Origin of the sequence: Arthrobacter sp. NPDC058288 (assembly GCF_042880995.1) — a bacterium.
GTDB lineage: Bacteria > Actinomycetota > Actinomycetes > Actinomycetales > Micrococcaceae > Arthrobacter.
The window spans coordinates 767910-785094 of record NZ_JBHVYH010000001.1 but is presented as its reverse complement, the minus strand read 5'-3'; the positions used below and the strand labels follow the sequence as shown (position 1 = coordinate 785094).

Genomic DNA, 17185 nt, shown 5'->3' with positions numbered 1-17185 from the left:
TTTGCCTACAGCGAACGGGCCCGGATTCGGCAGACAGCCGCCAACGCACCGGGGTACCGTGAAGGTGAGCAACAGTCACACCGACGATCGGCGGGATCATGACCTCCAACCCACTCAATGCGTCCAACGGCGACGACGACAACCCCAAGGATCCGCTTGCGGAAATGCTTCAGAACCTTATGGGCGGGAAGGGCATGGGCGACATAGACCCCGCCGAACTGGCCAAGGCCGCTGGCCTTCCTGACGATCCGAACCTTCTTGCCCAGATGTTCTCGCAGGTGCAGGCCATGATGAGCGCCCCCTCAGAGGGGCCCGTCAACTGGCAGCTTGCCCACGACAATGCGCGGCGGGTGGCCGCAAGCGGCTCCGACCCCTCGGTCACGGCGCAACAGTCGCGCGATATCGATGAGGCACTCCGATTGGCCGAACTGTGGCTTGACCAGGTCACGGACCTCCCCGCGACGGGCCTGATCGGCCGGGCATGGTCCCGCGCGGAATGGGTCGAGGAGACGCTCGGCACGTGGAAGCGGCTCACCGAACCGGTGGCGAACAGCATTGCCAAGGCATTGTCCACTGCCATGACCGAGCAGATGCCCGAAGAAATGAAATCCATGATGGGCGGCGCCTCGTCCATGCTGCAGAACATGGGCGGGGCCATCTTCGGCATGCAGCTCGGCCAGGCCATCGGCGCACTGTCTGCGGAAGTAGTGAGTTCAACGGACATCGGGGTGCCGCTGGCCGACCTTGAAATGGCGCTTCTCCCGGCCAACGTGGCCAAGTTCGGCGAGGGCCTGGGCCTGCCGGAAAATGACATCCGGCTTTTCCTTGCGGTGCGGGAAGCGGCGCATGCGCGGCTCTTCGTCCAAGTGCCCTGGCTCCGCGGCCACCTCCTGGGTGCCATCGAGGCCTACGCCCGTGGCATCCACATTGACACGTCCAAGATCGAGGAATTGGCACGTGAAATCGACCCCAGCAACCCCGAAGGCATCCAGGAGGCGCTGTCCCAAGGCGTATTCATGCCCCAGCGGACGCCCGCCCAGGAACAGGCGCTGGAAAAACTGGAAACGGCGCTGGCACTGGTCGAAGGCTGGGTGGACGAACTGACCGCAGCGGCCACGGAGAAGTTCCTGCCCTCGGCGTCGGCACTGCGTGAGACAGTCCGCCGCCGCCGTGCCACCGGCGGCCCCGCAGAGCACGCCTTCTCATCCCTGGTGGGACTGGAACTCCGTCCCCGCCGCCTCCGCGAGGCTGCCGCCCTGTGGGCCTCGCTCAAGGAAGAACGCGGCACCGAAGGCCGCGACGCCATCTGGCAGCACCCGGACCTCCTGCCCACGGGCGAAGACCTGGACGACCCGCAGGGGTTCAGTGCTCGGCGCAAGCTCGCCGAAGCGAGCGACACGGAGGTGGATGACGCCCTGCAGAAACTCCTGAACGGCGGATTCGACGAACCGGCCGCGGACGATGCAGCCCCCGACAATGACGGCCCCGGCACGGAAAAGGGCGGTCCGGGCAAGGACGACGGCGGCGGAACGCCTCAGGCCTGACCTGCTGGGTTGCCTGCCGCTAACCGGGCACTGACGGAACGCTGGTTCCGTCAGTGCCCGTGGTTTCTCCGTCAACGTCCGGTGACATTCCCCGGGACGTTGCGAACGCGACGCCCTCAAGGAACGCCTTGGCCCGCTGGGTTTCGGGGTAGGCCTCCAGGAGCCGCCAGAACGAGGCATTGTGCCCGGCAACGAGCAGATGCGCCAGTTCGTGCAGCAGCACGTAGTCGATCACCCATTGCGGCATGGGCCTCAGCTTGTCCGAAAGCCGGATGGTTCCGTCTGCGGGTGTGGCCGAACCCCAGCGGGAGTTCTGGTTGCTGACCCAGCGCACGGACGTCGGCACGGAACGGCCCGCCAGGTACTTGGCCGACAGTTCGGCTGCGTGTGCGGCCAGCGCGGAGTCCGTGGCCGGCCTGCGTTGTCCTGCCCCGCGGGACCGCCGGACTCCCTGCAGCCGCAGCTTCTCCAGCATCCGGTGGACCCATTCGCTTTCCTGTGCCTTGCTGAAATGGGCCGGGATGGCCACCACGGCCGAGCCGTTCTCCCAGAACGCGGCCACGGTCCGGCGACGGCGCGCGGAGCGGCGGACCACCACCGGGGCGCCGTCGGAGGTGGTCAGCGGAATCGCCCGTGGCTGCGCGCTTCCGGCCATCAGGCGCTGCCGCTTTCCGTGAGGACCTCGAGCACGGCTTGGCCATACTTTTCCAGCTTCGAGGGACCGACTCCGGCAAGCCGGGACAATTCCTCAAGGGACGCCGGCCTCGCCTCCGCGATCGCAGTCAACGTCGCATCGGTAAACACCACGAACGCCGGAACTTCGGCGGTAAGGGCCACATCCTTCCGCCACTGGCGCAACGCATCGAAAGTCTGTTCCTCATAGCTCGGCGGGCACTGGCTGCAGCGGCCTACCTTGCGTTCGGCGCCGGTGGACAGCATGCTTCCGCAGACCCGGCACATCGCAGGTGTCGCCGCCTTGCGCCGTGGAGCAGGACCCTTGCCGCGCGCCGTCGAACTGGCCACCGAGTCCGGCCGCAGGCCGTCCAGGAAGCGCGACGGCTTCCGGTTCGCCCTGCCGCCGGGGGTCCGGGCCAATGACCAGGACAGCGACAGATGCTCGCGTGCCCGGGTGATGCCCACATAGAGCAGCCGGCGCTCCTCATCCACGTCCTCCGGGGAGTCGGCGAACGAGATCGGCATGAGCCCTTCGCAAAGGCCCACGAGGAAGACCGCGTCCCATTCGAGGCCCTTGGCGGCGTGCAGCGACGCCAACGTCACTCCCTGAACGGTGGGGGCATGCTGGGCAAGCGACCGTTCCTGCAGTTCGTTGACAAAATCCGAGAGGCTGAATTGCGGGCCCCGGCTCACCACCAGCTCATCCGCCAGTGCAACCAGCGCGGCCAGCGACTCCCAGCGTTCCCGCAGCGCTCCGCCGTTATGCGGGGCGGATTCCGTGTAGCCCAGGGAAGCCACGATGTCCCGGACCAGCTGGCCCAACGGCTCGGGTTCCGAGGTTTCGGCAGCGGCCCGCGTGGCAGCCCGCAGCTGGAGGATTGCGTCCCGGACTTCCTTGCGGGCGAAGAACCGCTCTCCGCCGCGCAGCTGGTAGCCGATTCCTGCGGAGGCCAAAGCCTGTTCATAGGCCTCGGACTGCCCGTTGGTGCGGAACAGCACGGCGATCTCGCTCGCCGGTGTGCCGGCGTCGAGCAGTTCGCGGATCTTGATAGCCACGGTGGCGGCTTCGGCTTCATCGTCCGCACACTCGGTGAACTGCGGCGGCGGCCCCGACTGCCTTTGCGCGACCAGCTTGAGCGGCGCCGCCCACGCGGCGTCCGCCACGGGGCCGCCGCTGCGCCGTCCCGCGAGCAGGTCATTGGCCAGCTTGACCACCTGGGGCGTGGATCGGTAGTCGCGGATGAGCTTGACGACGTTGGCACCGGGGTACATGGCTTTGAAACCGAGCAGATGCTTGGGTGAGGCGCCGGTAAACGAGTAGATGGTCTGGCTGGCATCGCCTACGACGCACAGCTCGTCGCGTCCTCCCAGCCAGAGCTCCAGGAGCCGCTGCTGCAACGGCGAAACGTCCTGGTATTCGTCCACCACGAAATGGCGGTACTGCTCGCGTACTGTAGCTGCCACTTTCGGGTCCTCCTGCAGGATCCCGACGGTGATCAGCAGGACGTCCTCAAAGTCGATGACGTTGCGGTCCGTCTTGACGTCCTCATAGGACTGGAACACCCGCGCCACGGCCGTGAGGTCGAACCCCCCGGGGTTGCCGCGGTCCTGCGCATTCTCGAGGTAGTTCGCCGGAGTCAGCATAGATACCTTGGCCCACTCGATCTCGGAAGCGAGGTCCCTGATGGACGCACGGTCCGTGCTGAGCCGGAGGCGGCGGGCGGCTTCGGCGATCATCTGCGCCTTGTGGTCGAGGAGATTCGGCAGTGCTCCGCCGACAGCCTGCGGCCAGAAGAATTGCAGCTGCCTCAGCGCGGCAGCGTGGAACGTCCGCGCCTGGACGTTGCCGACACCCAGGTCCCGGAGCCTGCTCCGCATCTCCGCTGCCGCGCGCGCCGTAAACGTCACGGCCAACAGCCGCTGCGGGCTGTAGACGCCTGAGTGCACACCATAGGCAATGCGGTGGGTGATGGCGCGTGTCTTGCCGGTGCCCGCACCCGCCAGCACGCACAGGGGCCCGTTCAGCGTGCTCGCAACCTCCCGCTGCTCGTCGTCCAAACCGCCGAGAATGCGCTCTTCCAGGGACCGGCTGTCCGGCAGGGCGGACACAGGGGGCGGGCCATCGGCCGGCACGGTGCGTTCAAAATTGTCAGTTGTCACTTGCTGCTCATGTCACTTGGTGCTGGTGGATCGGTGGGGTCAGTTGGAGGGGTGCTTTGCGCGGTGAAGTCATTCGTCGGCGGGGCGGTCCTGAATGACGCCGCCATACCAGTGCTCAATCAGCGAGCGGGCAATGGACAGCCGGCTGGAAATAACGATCTCCCCGCTCAGCACAGCGGCCTGCAGTTCGGCGCGGCTGAACCAGCGCGCCCGGGTGACCTCCACGCCGTCAGGCGTTGCCTCGGTGTCCAGCGTCCTAGCTGTGAACCCCAGCATCAGCGAGGCGGGAAAGGGCCAGGACTGCGAACCAAGGTACTGGGTGGCGGTAATCCGGACACCCACTTCCTCCTGGATTTCGCGGACGACCGCCTGCTCCAGGGATTCGCCCGGCTCCACGAATCCGGCCAGGGTGGAGTAGTTTTTCGCATCGAGGGGTCCGCCGCCGCCCAGCAGGAGCCTGTCATCCGGGCCCACCACCGTCACGATAATGGCAGGATCCGTCCGCGGGTAGTGCTCGGAGTTGTCGGCAGGACAGCGGCGGACCCACCCTCCTGCTTCCACGAGCGTCGCGGCACCGCAGCGCGGACAGTGAACGTGCGTTGCATGCCAGTTGGCGATGGCACTGGCTTCGATGAACAGTGCGGTGTCGGTGGCGTTCAAGCGGGCCGCCACGTCCCGGAACCCCGTCCACACGGCATCCGACGGTATTCCGGCAATGCCGCGTTCGAACTGCTCCGCCCGGACCTCGAACGGCTCCGGCAGGACAAAGAGGACGATTTCCGTGCCTTCGTCCAGATGTGAGCCGGCGAGGGCGGAACCGAGGTAGATGGTCATCGACGGCGGCGTTCCGGCCTCGGCCAGGCTCTCCGCAAGACCGGCGGCGTCCGTCAGCATGAGGCTGTCGCCGCTGACCAAAGCCTGGCGGTGCGAGAGGACCATGGCCAGCGCCCGTCCTGAGCTGACCACGGAGTCGACCATGCCCGGTTTCATCCGTGCGCCCGATCCCCTGTCAATGAGGGCCGGACGGACCGGAAGGACGGTATCCATAAGGTGGTTCGCCGGGAGCCGCGTCAACGGCGGCATGCTGCCCCGGGACGCATTTTCTGTTAACTGGTTTTTGGATGCCGGGGACTCCGCAAGACTCATGTACCCACCGTACTGACTCCTGCTGACAATTGACATTTCCTCCGGCCGCTGCGAACGCCCTGGGAAACGTTTCCCACGACTGCTTTGGCAGGGGAAATCGTCACGATCTGGAGACTCGCCGTGGTACATCGCCATGTTGGGCGCCAGTCAATCTACCGTGGATGGGTGAGAAGAAAACCGATCGAACTGGCAGCTGTAGCAACCGCGGCAGTCCCCGGACTGACGCCAACCGCCGTGAGTTCCGCCCCGGACGATCCGGCGGACTTCGATTCGGCACTTCTCCTGGACTCCGAAGGGAAGCAGTGGCGGGTACGTTCGCCCCGGCACGCGGAGGCCAGCGCCCGGTTGGAAACGGAGTTCATGGTCCTGCGCGCGTTTGCCCCGGGAATCAGGGCCGAGCTGCCCTTCCTGATGCCCACCGTGGCAGGCACCGTACGGCAGGGCGCACTCAGCACGTTTGTGTATTCGCATCTGGCGGGCACCACCCGCAGCGTCGAAGAGCTGACTGCCGGTCCTGAAGGACTCGCTCGGGAAGTGGGAGCGGCCCTGGCTGCGATTCATGACCTTCCTAGGACTTTGGTCAGCAATGCCGACCTCCCCAGCTACACACCCAACGAGTTCAGGCAGCGCAGGCTCAATGAACTCGACCAGGCGGCGACCACCGGGAAGATCCCACCCGTGCTGCTGCGCCGATGGGAACATGCCCTGGAGGACGTGTCGCTGTGGCGCTTCAATCCCTGCGTCGTCCACGGCGACCTGCACGAGGACAACATCCTGGTTGAGGGTCAGCGCGTGACGGCTGTGACCGGGTGGACCGACTTGCGCATTGGCGACCCCGCCGACGACATGGCCTGGCTGGTCGCCTCCAATGAACAGGGTTTTGTGGACGCTGTGCTCCGCCACTACACATCGAGCCGCAGGGATGCACCCGACGCCCACCTGCTGCGCCGCGCGGCGCTCTCTGCCGAGTTCGCGCTGGCCCAGTATCTGGTCAAGGGTCTGGCCGCCGGAGACCAGTCCATGATTGGCGAAGCGGAAGAAATGCTGGCATCGCTGGCCGAGGACATCACTGAGCACGGCGGACAGCCCATCAGCGTGGAACCGTTGCCGCAGTCCGTCCCGGCCGTGCAGGTTGATCCTGTGCCGCTGGACGAACCGTCAACGGCCGACGCGATGCCCGCGGTGCACGTCTCACCCATCCCGGTCGAACCGGCCGCCGAACCCGATGCCCGCGCCGCGGCTCCGGCCCCTGCCCCGGCTCCGGCGGGCAGCGACTCCGGCCGTGCTGCTGACGTGCCGGGAGCGACCGCTCCCCCGGCCCCGCCCGCCGCAGACGACACGTCCACCGCCGCGCTCAAGATTGTGGACGCGAAGTCCCACTAGCCGGGCCGGAGGCGTTTAGCAGGGCGGTCGTTCCGCCGAGGGCAGCTGTAACGATGTCCTCCAGTTGCTCTGCCGTGCCGAGGTCGTGGGGGCGGACCACCTGGTCTTCCCCGACGTAGTAGAACGCCGCCCGGACGTTGTCGAGCGGAACTCCCTTGAGCCGTGCCCAGGCCAGACGGTAGACGGCCAGCTGGACAGCCTTCACCTTCAACTGTCCCCCGGCGGGGCGGCGACCGGTCTTCCAGTCCACCAGATCCCAGCCGCCGTCGGCGTCCCGGAACACGGCATCGATCCGGCCACGCACCACAACGTCCCCGATGCGCGTCTCCACCGGAACCTCCACGTGGACAGGCGCCCGGTGCGCCCACTCCGAATTCCTGAACGTTTCCACCATGGAATCCAGCCCGTAGGCCTCGTCAATGTGGTTGTCCGAACCGGGTGCCTCCTCCAGCTCCAACATGCCCGCCTTGCCGAAGTATTCTTCCACCCAGGCGTGGAAAGCCGTGCCCTTACGGGCGGACATACCTGGTTCCCTGGGCACCGGCCGCCGCAGCCGCGCAAGCACTGATGCGGGATCGTCACCCAGGTCCACGAACGTCGACGCCGAAATGTGGCCGGGCAGGTGGACGTCCTGGACAGTGGCCCTGCGGAAACGGCGCTCCAGCAACAGGGCAGCCTCCTGTGCCCAGTTGGCCGCGAAACTCCGAAGCTGCCGGGGCCCCTCCGCCCGGGCCGAATCCGCCGCAGGCTCACTTTCCGGGCCTGCCGCCAGGGCTTCACGGACGCGTCCTGCGGCTGTCTCCATGGCTTCCCGCCGTCCCGGGACCAGCCTGAGCCTGGCACCCGTGCGCGGATCAGCAGGTCCTTCCAACGGGTCATACGGCCATTGGGCCAGTTCGAGGTCCTGGGTCAGCGGACTTTCGGCAGGTAGCGATGACTCCTCCACCGACGCGGGATGCACGACGGCGGCGGTCCCGGCCGCTGCTTCCGCCGTTTCGCCGTCGCGTGCCCCGACCCCTGCGAGGGGCGCCAGCTCCGAGAGGAACGGCGACATCTCCGCCATCCCGGCCCGGGAACCTACCCAGGCCGCGCTCGAAACCCACAGCACGAACTTAGCCCTGGTGTACGCCACATAGGCCAGCCTTCGTTCCTCGGCTTCTCCGTGCGCCTGGACGTCGGCTTTGAACTCTTTTTCGGCGTCCAGCCAGCCCTTTTGGTCGGGCTGGTCCGTGTCCCACTGGGGCAGGTCGGCCCGGTCTCCCCGCAACGGCCAGGGCAAGGCCGCGCTTCCGCTGCTCCAGCGCGAATCCCGGCTGCTCGGAAAAGCTCCCGCATTAAGGCCGGGAACGAACACAACATCCCACTCCAGGCCCTTTGACGCGTGCACCGTCAGCAGCTGCACCGCTTCGCGGTTGACCTCCGGGGCAGCCACGTCCAGCCCGCCTTCTTCCGTTGCCGCGGCTTCCAGCCAAGCCAGGAAGGCCAGGACATCCACGCGGTGCGAAGTGTGGAGGAATCCTGCCGCGGCATCGTGAAATGCGTCCAGGTTTCGCCGGGCCTGGTGGATGCTGACGCCCGGACGGGCCGCCACCTCAATGTCGAGGAGCATGGCCCGTTCCACTTCGCCCAGCAGTGTCGTGAGGTCATCGCCCATGAATCCGCGGAGCTGGCGGAGTTCAGCCGATAGGGCATGCAGCCGGTCGAGTGCTGGCGGGCTCAGCGTCCGGCCGTGGGCCGAGGTCCATCCTTCCCGCGGCAGCCAGTCCAGGGCTTCCACCAGGCTCGGCGAATCGGTGATGTCGCTCTCGATGACCGCCGCGTCCGGATCGTCAGCCTCGTCAGCGTCCGCCGCAGCGTGTCCCCGGCGGCGTGCAAGGAATGAGGACCAGTCCCGGAACGCCATGAGGTCGGCCGGGCCTATGCGCCAACGCGCTCCGGCGAGGAGCCGCATGAGGGAGTCCGAACGTCCCGGATCCGCGAGGACGCGCAGTGTGGCGACCAGATCCACGATCTCCGGGGTGTCCAGGAGGCCGCCGAGGCCCACGATTTCGTAGGGGATCCCGCGCAGCTCGAACTCACGCCGGATGCATTCCATCTGTGCGCGGCGGCGGCACAGGACCGCCATGGCAGGAGGTACACGGTCGGCGCCGACGGATTCCTCGAAGTCTGTGACGCGGTACCGCAGGACATCCGCTGCGATGGCCCCGGCCTCGTCCTCATCCGTCGCAAAGCGTCCGATGACAACCTTCCCCTCGGCCGCAGCAGGACTGGGCTGCAGCGGCGGGACCTCCACGGCATCCGCAGAATCCCGCTCCCCCGCCGGCCCGGCCTGCACCGCGGCGGCGCTGAGGGGCGCCGAAATGACGTTTGCCGCGGAAAGGATGTTGCGCCCGTTACGCCATGCGGTGGTCAGGTAGGACGTGGGTGCCACGGCGAACGAATCGCCAACCATGACCGGGAATTCCCTAACAAAATGGAAGAGCTGGCCGGCGGACGCCCCGCGGAAACCATAGATCGACTGGTTGGGGTCGCCTACCGCCGTCACGGCATGGCCTCCGCCGAACAACCGGGAAAACAGCACCAGCTGCGCATGCGAGGTGTCCTGGAACTCGTCGAGCAGCACCACTTTGAACCGCTGGCGTTCCACTTCGGCGGCCAGCGGAATCTCACTGGCGACCCGCGCGGCGAGCGCCACAAGGTCGCCAAAGTCCAGCGCACCGCGGACCCGCTTCGCGTCAGCATACCTGCCCACCATGTCGGCCACGCTGGCCCTGGTACGCAGCATGGCCCCGAGTTCGCCGGCAGCCTGCGTCGGGTTCTTCTTGGCCCCGGCCACGTAGGGCAGCTCTTCAAATTCCGCGACGCGCTCCATCAGCCAGCCCTGCACTTCGACCGGATCCCGCAGGTGTTCCGCGCATTCGCCCGCGAGCTGGATGACGGCTTTCACAAGGGTCGATTTGGCAGAACGGAAATGTTCGTACTCACCGTCGAAGGCCTCAACAACTTCGCTGGCCAGCTGCCAGGCCTGGGCTCCGCCCAGGAGCACAACATCACGTTCGACACCGAGCCGGAGCCCGTAATCGGACACGATGCCGCTGGCGTAGGAGTGATAGGTGGAAACCTTGGGTTCCAGGGCATCCTCACTGAGCAGGCCTGCGGGAAAAATCCTGTGTTCGGTGTCCTGCGCCGCGATCCGTTGCAGGGCCGAGAGCTTGGACCGGATCCGGCTGGCCAGTTCCCCGGCTGCCTTGCGTGTGAACGTCACACCCAGGACTTCTTCCGGCCGCACCCAGCCATTGGCAACCAGCCACACCACACGGTCCGCCATTGTGGCGGTCTTGCCGGATCCGGCACCGGCAATGACCAGCCGCGGAGTGAGTGGCGAGGAAATGATGGCAGACTGCTCTGCCGTGGGGCTGTTGCGTTCGCCCAGCATGGCAGTCAGCTCTTCCGGGGAAAACCGGGCGGGCGGGATGTCTGTGGGCGTGGTCATTCAGTAACCTGCTTTCCGCGCGGACAAAGAGGACAAACCTCGGGCAGCCGGCAGCCGTGGCCGCCGTGACCCGATTTTGCCGGATCGTGGCGCGCCTCGAAGACACTGCCGGACATGAGGCGTGCGGCATCGTTCACCATGTCGAGCGCCCAATTGCTGTCGGGCCCGTCCAGTGGCTCCTGGACCTGGATGCCGGGGCTCTTGTTGCTCGTTCCAAGCTGGGCAAGGACGGCGCCACCCGGCTGGATACCACCCGGCTGGACGTCACCGGAGGCCGTGCCGGGCTCCGTGAACCCGCCGGCCAGTACCGCAGCCTGGTAAGCACCCAGCTGTGGATGGCGGGCCAGGTCTGCCTTCGACGGCTGGCGTTTGCCGGTCTTAAGGTCCACGATCACGAGGCGGCCTTCGGAATCGATCTCCAGCCGGTCCACCTGTCCGCGGAGTACCGCGGACCTGACCTCGGGCTCAGCATCAGTTGCCGCCGGTCCTGAGAATCCCGGCTCCGGGACGTCCACGAGGTCGGGCAGTTTCACTTCGAAGTCCCGCTCGACGCCGACAAGGCTCCGGCCTTCGCTGCGCATGACCAGGATGTACTGGGCGAGCTTCCGGACCATGCCTTCGGCGCGCTGGAAATCCAGTTTTCCTTCCCAGTTGTTTTTCATGCCGAGGGCCGGCCACCGCCGGACCAGTTCCACCAGGTATTCCGCGCCTGATGCGTCTGGAAGATCCTGCGCTATGGCGTGGACCAGTGTTCCCAGGCTCCTGGCGAAGTCGGTGGCTGCTTCACCGCCGGCGGCCTGGATGAACCAGTCAAGGGGCGATTTCTGCACTGACTCCACCTTGGACGGCGAAACGAAAACTGTTCCTCCTGGCGGAACGATCCGTTCCCCCGAAGACAGCGCCGCGAGCCCCCACCAGGAATCCGGATGGGCGCCGGGAACGGAAGGTTCGGCAGCGGCCAGCCTTGCAAGGACCCTGGCTGCTTCGACGGACTCATCGGCGAACCTCCCGTCCAGCTGCGCGTGCTGCCGAAGTTCGGCTACGAGGGCACGGAGGGTCATGGGCCGTTCCACCGGGGTAAAGGTCCGCCGGTCCTGCCCTGGATGCAGCGGGGCGACGTAGTCGAGGAAGGAGGAGGGCTGTTCGTCTTCAGATGACACTGCGGTGCAGATCAGCACTTCGCGGGCACGGGAAACTGCCGTGGAAAAGCTGCGGAGTTCGTCATACCGGATTTCACGCAACCGGCTGATTGGCCCCAGTTGCAGGGCATGGTCCACCCCGTGTTCAACGGCGTCGGCGAAGAGCGTGCTGCCCAGGAGCTCGCCCCGCAGCCTGGTGTTGGGCCACACTCCTTCCTGAAGGCCGGCGATGATGACGACAGGCCATTCGCGTCCGGCGGCACTAGCCGGAGTCATGAGTTCCACGGCGTCCTCCAGCTGCGCCCGGGCCGCCAGGGTGTCCATGGGCAACTCCTGGCTGAGCAGGTACTCAAGGAACTGGTCCGGCCCTGACCCCGGCAACTGGTCCACATAGCGTTCGGCGGTGTGGAACAGGGCCATCATGGCGTCCAGGTCGCGATCAGCCCGGGCCCCTGCCGCTCCCCCGGCCAATGCCGCGTCAGTCCAGCGTGCGGCAAGCCCTGTTGAGTTCCATAGCGCCCAGAGCACAGTCTCCGCGTTTGCTCCCGGTGCCCGGGCCGCCGCCCGGCCGGCCTCGATCATCCGTGCCACACGCCTGGCAGAGCGGCCTTCGATACCTGTGGTGCCCAACGCACCCGGTTCAAGCAGCGACTCCACCAGCAACGCATCACTGGTGCGGCCTCCGCCGCCGAGTATCTCCTCGCGGCGCAGCGACTGGCGCAGCCGGCGCAGCTCGATGGAGGTCGCTCCGCCGATTCGGGACGTCAGCAGTGCCACTGCCGCTTCCGGGGTCAGCACCTCGGGATCCAGCGCCACAGCGTAGGCATCCAGCAGGGGACGGACCGCCACTTCGTCCCGGACGGCGGATTCCGCCACAGGGACCCGGACGGGAACACCGTGGCCGGCCAAATGACGCTGCAGCTGGTTCAGCTGGCCGCCGTTCCGCACGATCACCGCGATGTCGCCGAGCTCACGTCCGTGGTTCAGGTGGGCATCCAGGATGCGCTGGGCCACGTAGCGCAGCTCTTGGACCGGCGACGGAAGGATATGCCCCTCAACTCCGCCGGAGGCCGGAACCGCGGCGGCCCCGCTACGGTTGGCCGTCAGTTCGCCGCCCTCCAGCCTCCGTGCCTGTTGGCTGCCTGCCCGTTGGGAGATCCGTCCCGCCACCGAAAGCCAGGCCTGGGCGACGGCGGGAGTGTGGCGATGGGTACGCCACAGCGGCCGCTCCAGGGCTGTACCCGGGGCAGCATCCCGCAGGGCGCGTCCTGCCGCGTCCGCTGGAGCCAGGAGGCGCGGCAACTCAGCCGTGAGGTCAGGCCGGGCGCCGCGGAATCCCTGGACGACGGTGTCCGGGGAGAATGCAACGTAGGCGTCCTTGCCTGCCGCGATATCGGCCAAGAGTTCGAACACGGCCGGGTTGGCTTCCTGGATGTCGTCCACCAGGATCAACTGGAGGCGTTCCCGCTCGGCCGCCAGGAAGTCGGGGGCATCCTGGAATATCTGGCGGGCCGCCGTGATGATTCCGGCGGGGTCGAATGCCTCCGGCATCCGCAGGTCCAGAACGTCGCGGTACTCGGCGTACAGCGCGGCGGCAGCGATCCAGTCGGGACGGTTGCACTGCTGGGCCAAAGCCACCAGGTCGGCCGGCGTCCGCCCGGATTCGATGATCCTGTCAAAGAGCTGGCGTACTTCCTGGCGGAAACCGCGGGTCTCCAGGGCGGCACCGAGATCTTCCGGCCACGGCAGTTCAAGGCCGGGCAGGGTGTGGCCTTCCAGTAGTTCCTTGATAATGAGGTCCTGCTCGGGTCCGGACAGCAGCCGAGGCGGCCGCGGCAGCGGGAGGATGCCCTCCGCCTTGGCACGCCGGATCAAATCGAAGGCATACGATGCCCAGGTGCGTGCCGGCGTCGTGCTGAGGCTCCGGTTGAGCCGGGCCGTGAACCGGTCCCGGAGCGAGTCTGCGGCAAGACGGCTTGGGGCCAGCACGAGCATTCTTTCCGGATCCAGGCCATCGCGCTCTGCCCGGCGCACTGCTGCTTCAATGAGCACGGTGGATTTTCCCGTCCCGGGAGCACCGGGGACCAGCACCGGGCCGGAGCCGTGCGGGACGTCCACGGCCGCCTGCTGGTCCGGGGTCAGGACAGGAACGGCGCTGTGGACCTGGCGGGGAGGCAGTAGCCTCAGGCCGGCAGGTGTTCCGGCAGGCCTGGCGACCGTTAGCTGGCCGGACTGGAGTTGCTGCCCGGACCGGATCTCCGGGGAATCGCTGGTAAGTGTCACACAGTCATTTCATCATCGGGGGCGGACATTTTATGGAGCCGCCGCTCCAACCGCCCGGCAATCAGGTCAATGAGGTCAAACTCACCGTCGACGGGGGCCCAGCGTGCCTCGGTAAGGTCAACGCGCCACCGCCCTTCACCGGTCCGGAGGAATTCCAGGTAGCGGCCAAGGAGCGGCGTACCCTCCTGGATATAGAACTTCAGGGCTTCGGTTTCCAGGCCCGGGGGTGCCTCGCCGTTTGCCCTCAACACACGCCACCAAGGGACGGAACTGCCGTGGCGGCTCATGACGGAGCCCACCTGCCGGGCGCCGCCTGACCCGAGGAGCTCGGCAACGTCTCCGTAGGCCACAGCCGATCCCGGAGGGACGAGCTGAACAAGGGACAGCACCGCCTCGACGTACTCCGTGCGCATGAATCCAGCGTAACGGGTCCCCCGGCGGCGGCACGCCACCGGCCTGGCGCAAAACTGTCGGTGGCAGCAGGTAGTTTTGAAGCATGAGCAGCACGAACACCAGCACCACCAGAAGCACCAGCACCGGCGGCCCGGCTACCGGCACGTGGGACACGCGGCCGCGCGCTGCATTCGATTTGGAGACCACCGGCCGCAACTCTCGCGCCGCCCGGATCGTCACGGCGTCGGTCACAGTGGTGGACGCAGACGGAGGTGTCATCAAGGAACATGAGTGGCTCGCGGACCCTGGAATCGAGATCCCGGCCGAAGCCAGCGAAGTCCACGGCATCACAACTGAAAAAGCACGGCAGGAGGGCCGCCCGGCCGCAGAGGTGACCCGCGAACTGGCATCCGTGCTGCAGGGGTTGTTCGACGACGGAATCCCGGTTATTGCGTTCAACGCAAGTTACGACTTCACGGTCCTTGCTGCCGAGTCGGCCCGCTACGGCATTCCGCAACTGAACCGCTTCCCCGTGCTGGATCCCTACATCATGAACAAGCAGGTGGACCGGTACCGCAAGGGCAAGAGGACGCTGACCGCACTCTGTGAGGAATACAAGGTCAACCTTGACAATGCCCACACGTCCGCCGCGGACGCCCTCGCGACGCTCCGGATGCTGGACGCCATGGCCGGCAAGTTTCCCAAGCTGCGCATGGCAGCCGGCCAGCTCCATCAGCTGCAGGTCGGCTGGGCCGCCAGCCAGGCCGCGGACTTCCAGACGTATCTGCGCAAGACCAAGCCCGCCGCCGTGATCGAAGGCGAATGGCCGGTCCTTCCCCCTGAAGACGCCAGCAGGGGCGACTTCTAGCCGCCGGCCCGCACCGGGCTCCAGGGCAAAGCCCGCACTCTGGGATGAGGATCACAGTCCCCGGCACGGTCGGATGGCAGCAAGTTCATCCCGCGCAATTTGGCCTGCCACTGCAGGGCCGCACGAGTAGCGGGCTTCGGGGTATCCGGCATGAATTTATGCGGCCGCAAGAACTCTAATCCGAATATTATGCGAAAGTGACTCGCTTCAGGGTCCGCTGACATAATTAAGTTCAAAAGCGTGCTTGTGCTATGCCCTGCCCGAGGCCGACCTCCTGAGGATAAATGATCACAGTTACTGACCTTCGAAAGGTCTACCGCCAGGGGAAAAAGGAAGTGGTGGCCCTCGACGGCGTCACCCTTTCCGTTCCCAAAGGTTCCATTCACGGAATCATTGGCCATTCAGGCGCCGGAAAATCCACCCTGGTGCGTTGCCTGACTTTGCTGGATCGTCCGACGTCGGGCTCCGTGAGCATTGACGGGACAGAACTGAGCTCCGTGCGGGACTCCGAAATCCGTGCGGCTCGGCGCCGTATCGGCATGGTCTTCCAGCATGCCAACCTCATGGACTCACGCACCGCCGCCGGCAACGTGGCCCATCCCCTGGAGCTCGTCAAGACGCCGAAGGACAAGATCCGCACCAAGGTTGCGGAACTGTTGTCACTGGTAGGCCTTGAGGGGTTCGAAAACGCCTACCCCTCCCAGCTTTCCGGTGGCCAGCGCCAGCGCGTGGGCATTGCCCGGGCACTGGCCGCAGACCCCGACGTGCTGTTGTGCGATGAGCCCACTTCGGCACTGGACCCTGCTACCACGGACGAAATCCTGGACTTGATCCAGGATCTCACCAGGCGCTTGCAGCTGACGGTGCTGATCATCACGCACGAAATGAACGTCGTGAAACGCGTTTGCGATTCGGTCTCCCTCCTGTCCAAGGGCCGCATCATCGAGCACGGCGCCCTCAAGGACGTGGCCGGAGACCTGGAGAGCAGACTGGCCAAGGCGCTCCTGCCGCTGCCGGCGTCCGAACCCCTGAAGGGGGCACTTCAGGGCGGACCGGTACTGGAAATCCTGTTCGCCGGCGACAACGCCAAGGAACCTGTCCTCACGGGCGTTGCGCGGCACTTTGACATCGACCTGAATGTCCTGGCCGGCAGCGTCGAAACTCTGGGCGGACAGCAGTTCGGGCACCTCCGTGTGCAGCTCGCCGAGAATGCGGACTACGACGCCGTCCTCAACTACCTCCACCAGCGCGGAATAGGCGCCAAGCTGGCTGCGACCAGTACAGCAGCCGGCGACCCCCTCGAAGCGGACCCCCTGGAAGTTGATGCTGCTGAATTGAACGATGTGACGGGAAGGAACCAATGAACGACATCTTCAGCAACCCCGTCCTTGCCAAGGCCCTGCCCGAAGCAATCGTAGAAACACTGCAGATGGTCGGAATTTCGGCCTTCTTTACGGTGCTGGTTGGCCTGCCCCTAGGCGTCTTCCTGCACGTCACAGCGCCGGGCGGCCTGCGTCCGATGCCTGTCACCAACCGGATCATGAGCGATGTCATCGTGAACATCACCCGATCCATCCCGTTCGCCATCCTGATGGTCGCCCTCATCCCGCTGGCCCGCCTGCTGACGGGCACGAGCCTGGGACCCGTCGCAGCTTCGGTTTCGCTGTCCATCGGCACCATCCCCTTCTTTGCCCGCCTCGTGGAGACGTGTCTCCGGGACGTCCACCACGGGAAGATCGACGCTGCCCAGGTCATGGGCTCCACCAAGATGCAGGTCATCAACAAGGTGATGCTGCGCGAATCACTCCCGGCCCTGGTAGCCGCCACGACCACCACAGTGGTCACCCTGGTGGGGTACTCGGCCATGGCCGGCTTGGTGGGGGGCGGCGGGCTCGGGAAGCTGGCGTACAACTACGGCTTCCAGCGCTTCGATGTCACGGTCATGATCGTGACCATCGTGCTGATCATCGTCCTGGTGCAGGTGATCCAGCTGGTGGGCGAACGGATCTCCCGCAGCCTCGACCACCGCTAAACCGTCACCGCTAAACCATCACCACCAGCCGTCGTCCAACGGCCACGGCAATCTTCACGCAGCAGGTAG

11 protein-coding genes are annotated in these 17185 nt (G+C 66.3%); 5 read left to right on the top strand and 6 right to left on the bottom strand.

From position 1 onward, the window contains the following. The first annotated feature begins 98 nt into the window (after positions 1 to 98). Entirely contained in the window at positions 99 to 1544 is a 1446-nt protein-coding gene (locus ACFVWT_RS03660; protein WP_390245311.1) for a zinc-dependent metalloprotease, read from the top strand. A 19-nt stretch (positions 1545 to 1563) separates the two neighbouring features. Here ACFVWT_RS03660 and ACFVWT_RS03655 read toward each other — a convergent pair whose 3' ends face one another. The 3 genes from ACFVWT_RS03655 to nudC form a co-directional block, all read right to left on the bottom strand. Further along, positions 1564 to 2199, bottom strand: coding sequence for a M48 family metallopeptidase (locus tag ACFVWT_RS03655; protein WP_390245309.1), 636 nt, complete (start codon positions 2197 to 2199; stop codon positions 1564 to 1566). Then, positions 2199 to 4379: an ATP-dependent DNA helicase UvrD2 gene (locus tag ACFVWT_RS03650; protein ID WP_390245307.1), complete on the bottom strand. Its 2181-nt coding sequence runs from the start codon at positions 4377 to 4379 to the stop codon at positions 2199 to 2201. The genes ACFVWT_RS03655 and ACFVWT_RS03650 overlap by 1 nt, the downstream gene beginning before the upstream one ends. Positions 4380 to 4448: 69 nt before the next feature. Next, a complete protein-coding gene (nudC, locus tag ACFVWT_RS03645) occupies positions 4449 to 5462 on the bottom strand; it encodes an NAD(+) diphosphatase (RefSeq protein WP_390247056.1) in 1014 nt (337 codons plus the stop codon). A 228-nt stretch (positions 5463 to 5690) separates the two neighbouring features. Here nudC and ACFVWT_RS03640 point away from each other — a divergent pair, with 228 nt between their 5' ends. Further along, positions 5691 to 6908, top strand: coding sequence for a macrolide 2'-phosphotransferase (locus tag ACFVWT_RS03640; RefSeq protein WP_390245305.1), 1218 nt, complete (start codon positions 5691 to 5693; stop codon positions 6906 to 6908). On the opposite strand, the gene ACFVWT_RS03635 is transcribed toward ACFVWT_RS03640, so the two are convergent. The 3 genes from ACFVWT_RS03635 to ACFVWT_RS03625 form a co-directional block, all read right to left on the bottom strand. After that, positions 6880 to 10401: an ATP-dependent helicase gene (locus tag ACFVWT_RS03635; protein WP_390245303.1), complete on the bottom strand. Its 3522-nt coding sequence runs from the start codon at positions 10399 to 10401 to the stop codon at positions 6880 to 6882. The genes ACFVWT_RS03640 and ACFVWT_RS03635 overlap by 29 nt on opposite strands. Further along, entirely contained in the window at positions 10398 to 13727 is a 3330-nt protein-coding gene (locus tag ACFVWT_RS03630; RefSeq protein ID WP_390247054.1) for an ATP-dependent helicase, read from the bottom strand. Before ACFVWT_RS03630 ends, ACFVWT_RS03635 begins: the two co-directional genes overlap by 4 nt. 92 nt (positions 13728 to 13819) lie before the next feature. Beyond that, positions 13820 to 14236 carry an MGMT family protein gene (locus ACFVWT_RS03625; RefSeq protein WP_390245301.1) on the bottom strand — a complete coding sequence of 139 codons (417 nt, stop codon included), beginning with the start codon at positions 14234 to 14236 and terminating at the stop codon, positions 13820 to 13822. An 83-nt stretch (positions 14237 to 14319) separates the two neighbouring features. On the opposite strand from ACFVWT_RS03625, the gene ACFVWT_RS03620 reads away from it, so the two are divergent. The 3 genes from ACFVWT_RS03620 (at position 14320) to ACFVWT_RS03610 (ending at position 17116) form a co-directional block, all read left to right on the top strand. Then, positions 14320 to 15084, top strand: coding sequence for a 3'-5' exonuclease (locus ACFVWT_RS03620; protein ID WP_390245299.1), 765 nt, complete (start codon positions 14320 to 14322; stop codon positions 15082 to 15084). A gap of 284 nt (positions 15085 to 15368) precedes the next feature. After that, on the top strand, positions 15369 to 16448 hold the full coding sequence (locus tag ACFVWT_RS03615) for a methionine ABC transporter ATP-binding protein (protein WP_390245297.1): 1080 nt from the start codon (positions 15369 to 15371) through the stop codon (positions 16446 to 16448). Continuing rightward, complete coding sequence (locus ACFVWT_RS03610) at positions 16445 to 17116, top strand: methionine ABC transporter permease (protein WP_390245295.1); 672 nt, start codon at positions 16445 to 16447, stop codon at positions 17114 to 17116. Before ACFVWT_RS03615 ends, ACFVWT_RS03610 begins: the two co-directional genes overlap by 4 nt. The last annotated feature ends 69 nt before the right edge of the window (positions 17117 to 17185 follow it).

Coding starts and splice junctions, on each gene's coding strand:
- ACFVWT_RS03660 (WP_390245311.1), top strand. CDS start 99: ATGACCTCCAACCCACTCAATGCGTCCAACGGCGACGACGACAACCCC.
- ACFVWT_RS03655 (WP_390245309.1), bottom strand. CDS start 2,199: ATGGCCGGAAGCGCGCAGCCACGGGCGATTCCGCTGACCACCTCCGAC.
- nudC (WP_390247056.1), bottom strand. CDS start 5,462: ATGCCGCCGTTGACGCGGCTCCCGGCGAACCACCTTATGGATACCGTC.
- ACFVWT_RS03635 (WP_390245303.1), bottom strand. CDS start 10,401: ATGACCACGCCCACAGACATCCCGCCCGCCCGGTTTTCCCCGGAAGAG.
- ACFVWT_RS03625 (WP_390245301.1), bottom strand. CDS start 14,236: ATGCGCACGGAGTACGTCGAGGCGGTGCTGTCCCTTGTTCAGCTCGTC.
- ACFVWT_RS03620 (WP_390245299.1), top strand. CDS start 14,320: ATGAGCAGCACGAACACCAGCACCACCAGAAGCACCAGCACCGGCGGC.
- ACFVWT_RS03615 (WP_390245297.1), top strand. CDS start 15,369: ATGATCACAGTTACTGACCTTCGAAAGGTCTACCGCCAGGGGAAAAAG.
- ACFVWT_RS03610 (WP_390245295.1), top strand. CDS start 16,445: ATGAACGACATCTTCAGCAACCCCGTCCTTGCCAAGGCCCTGCCCGAA.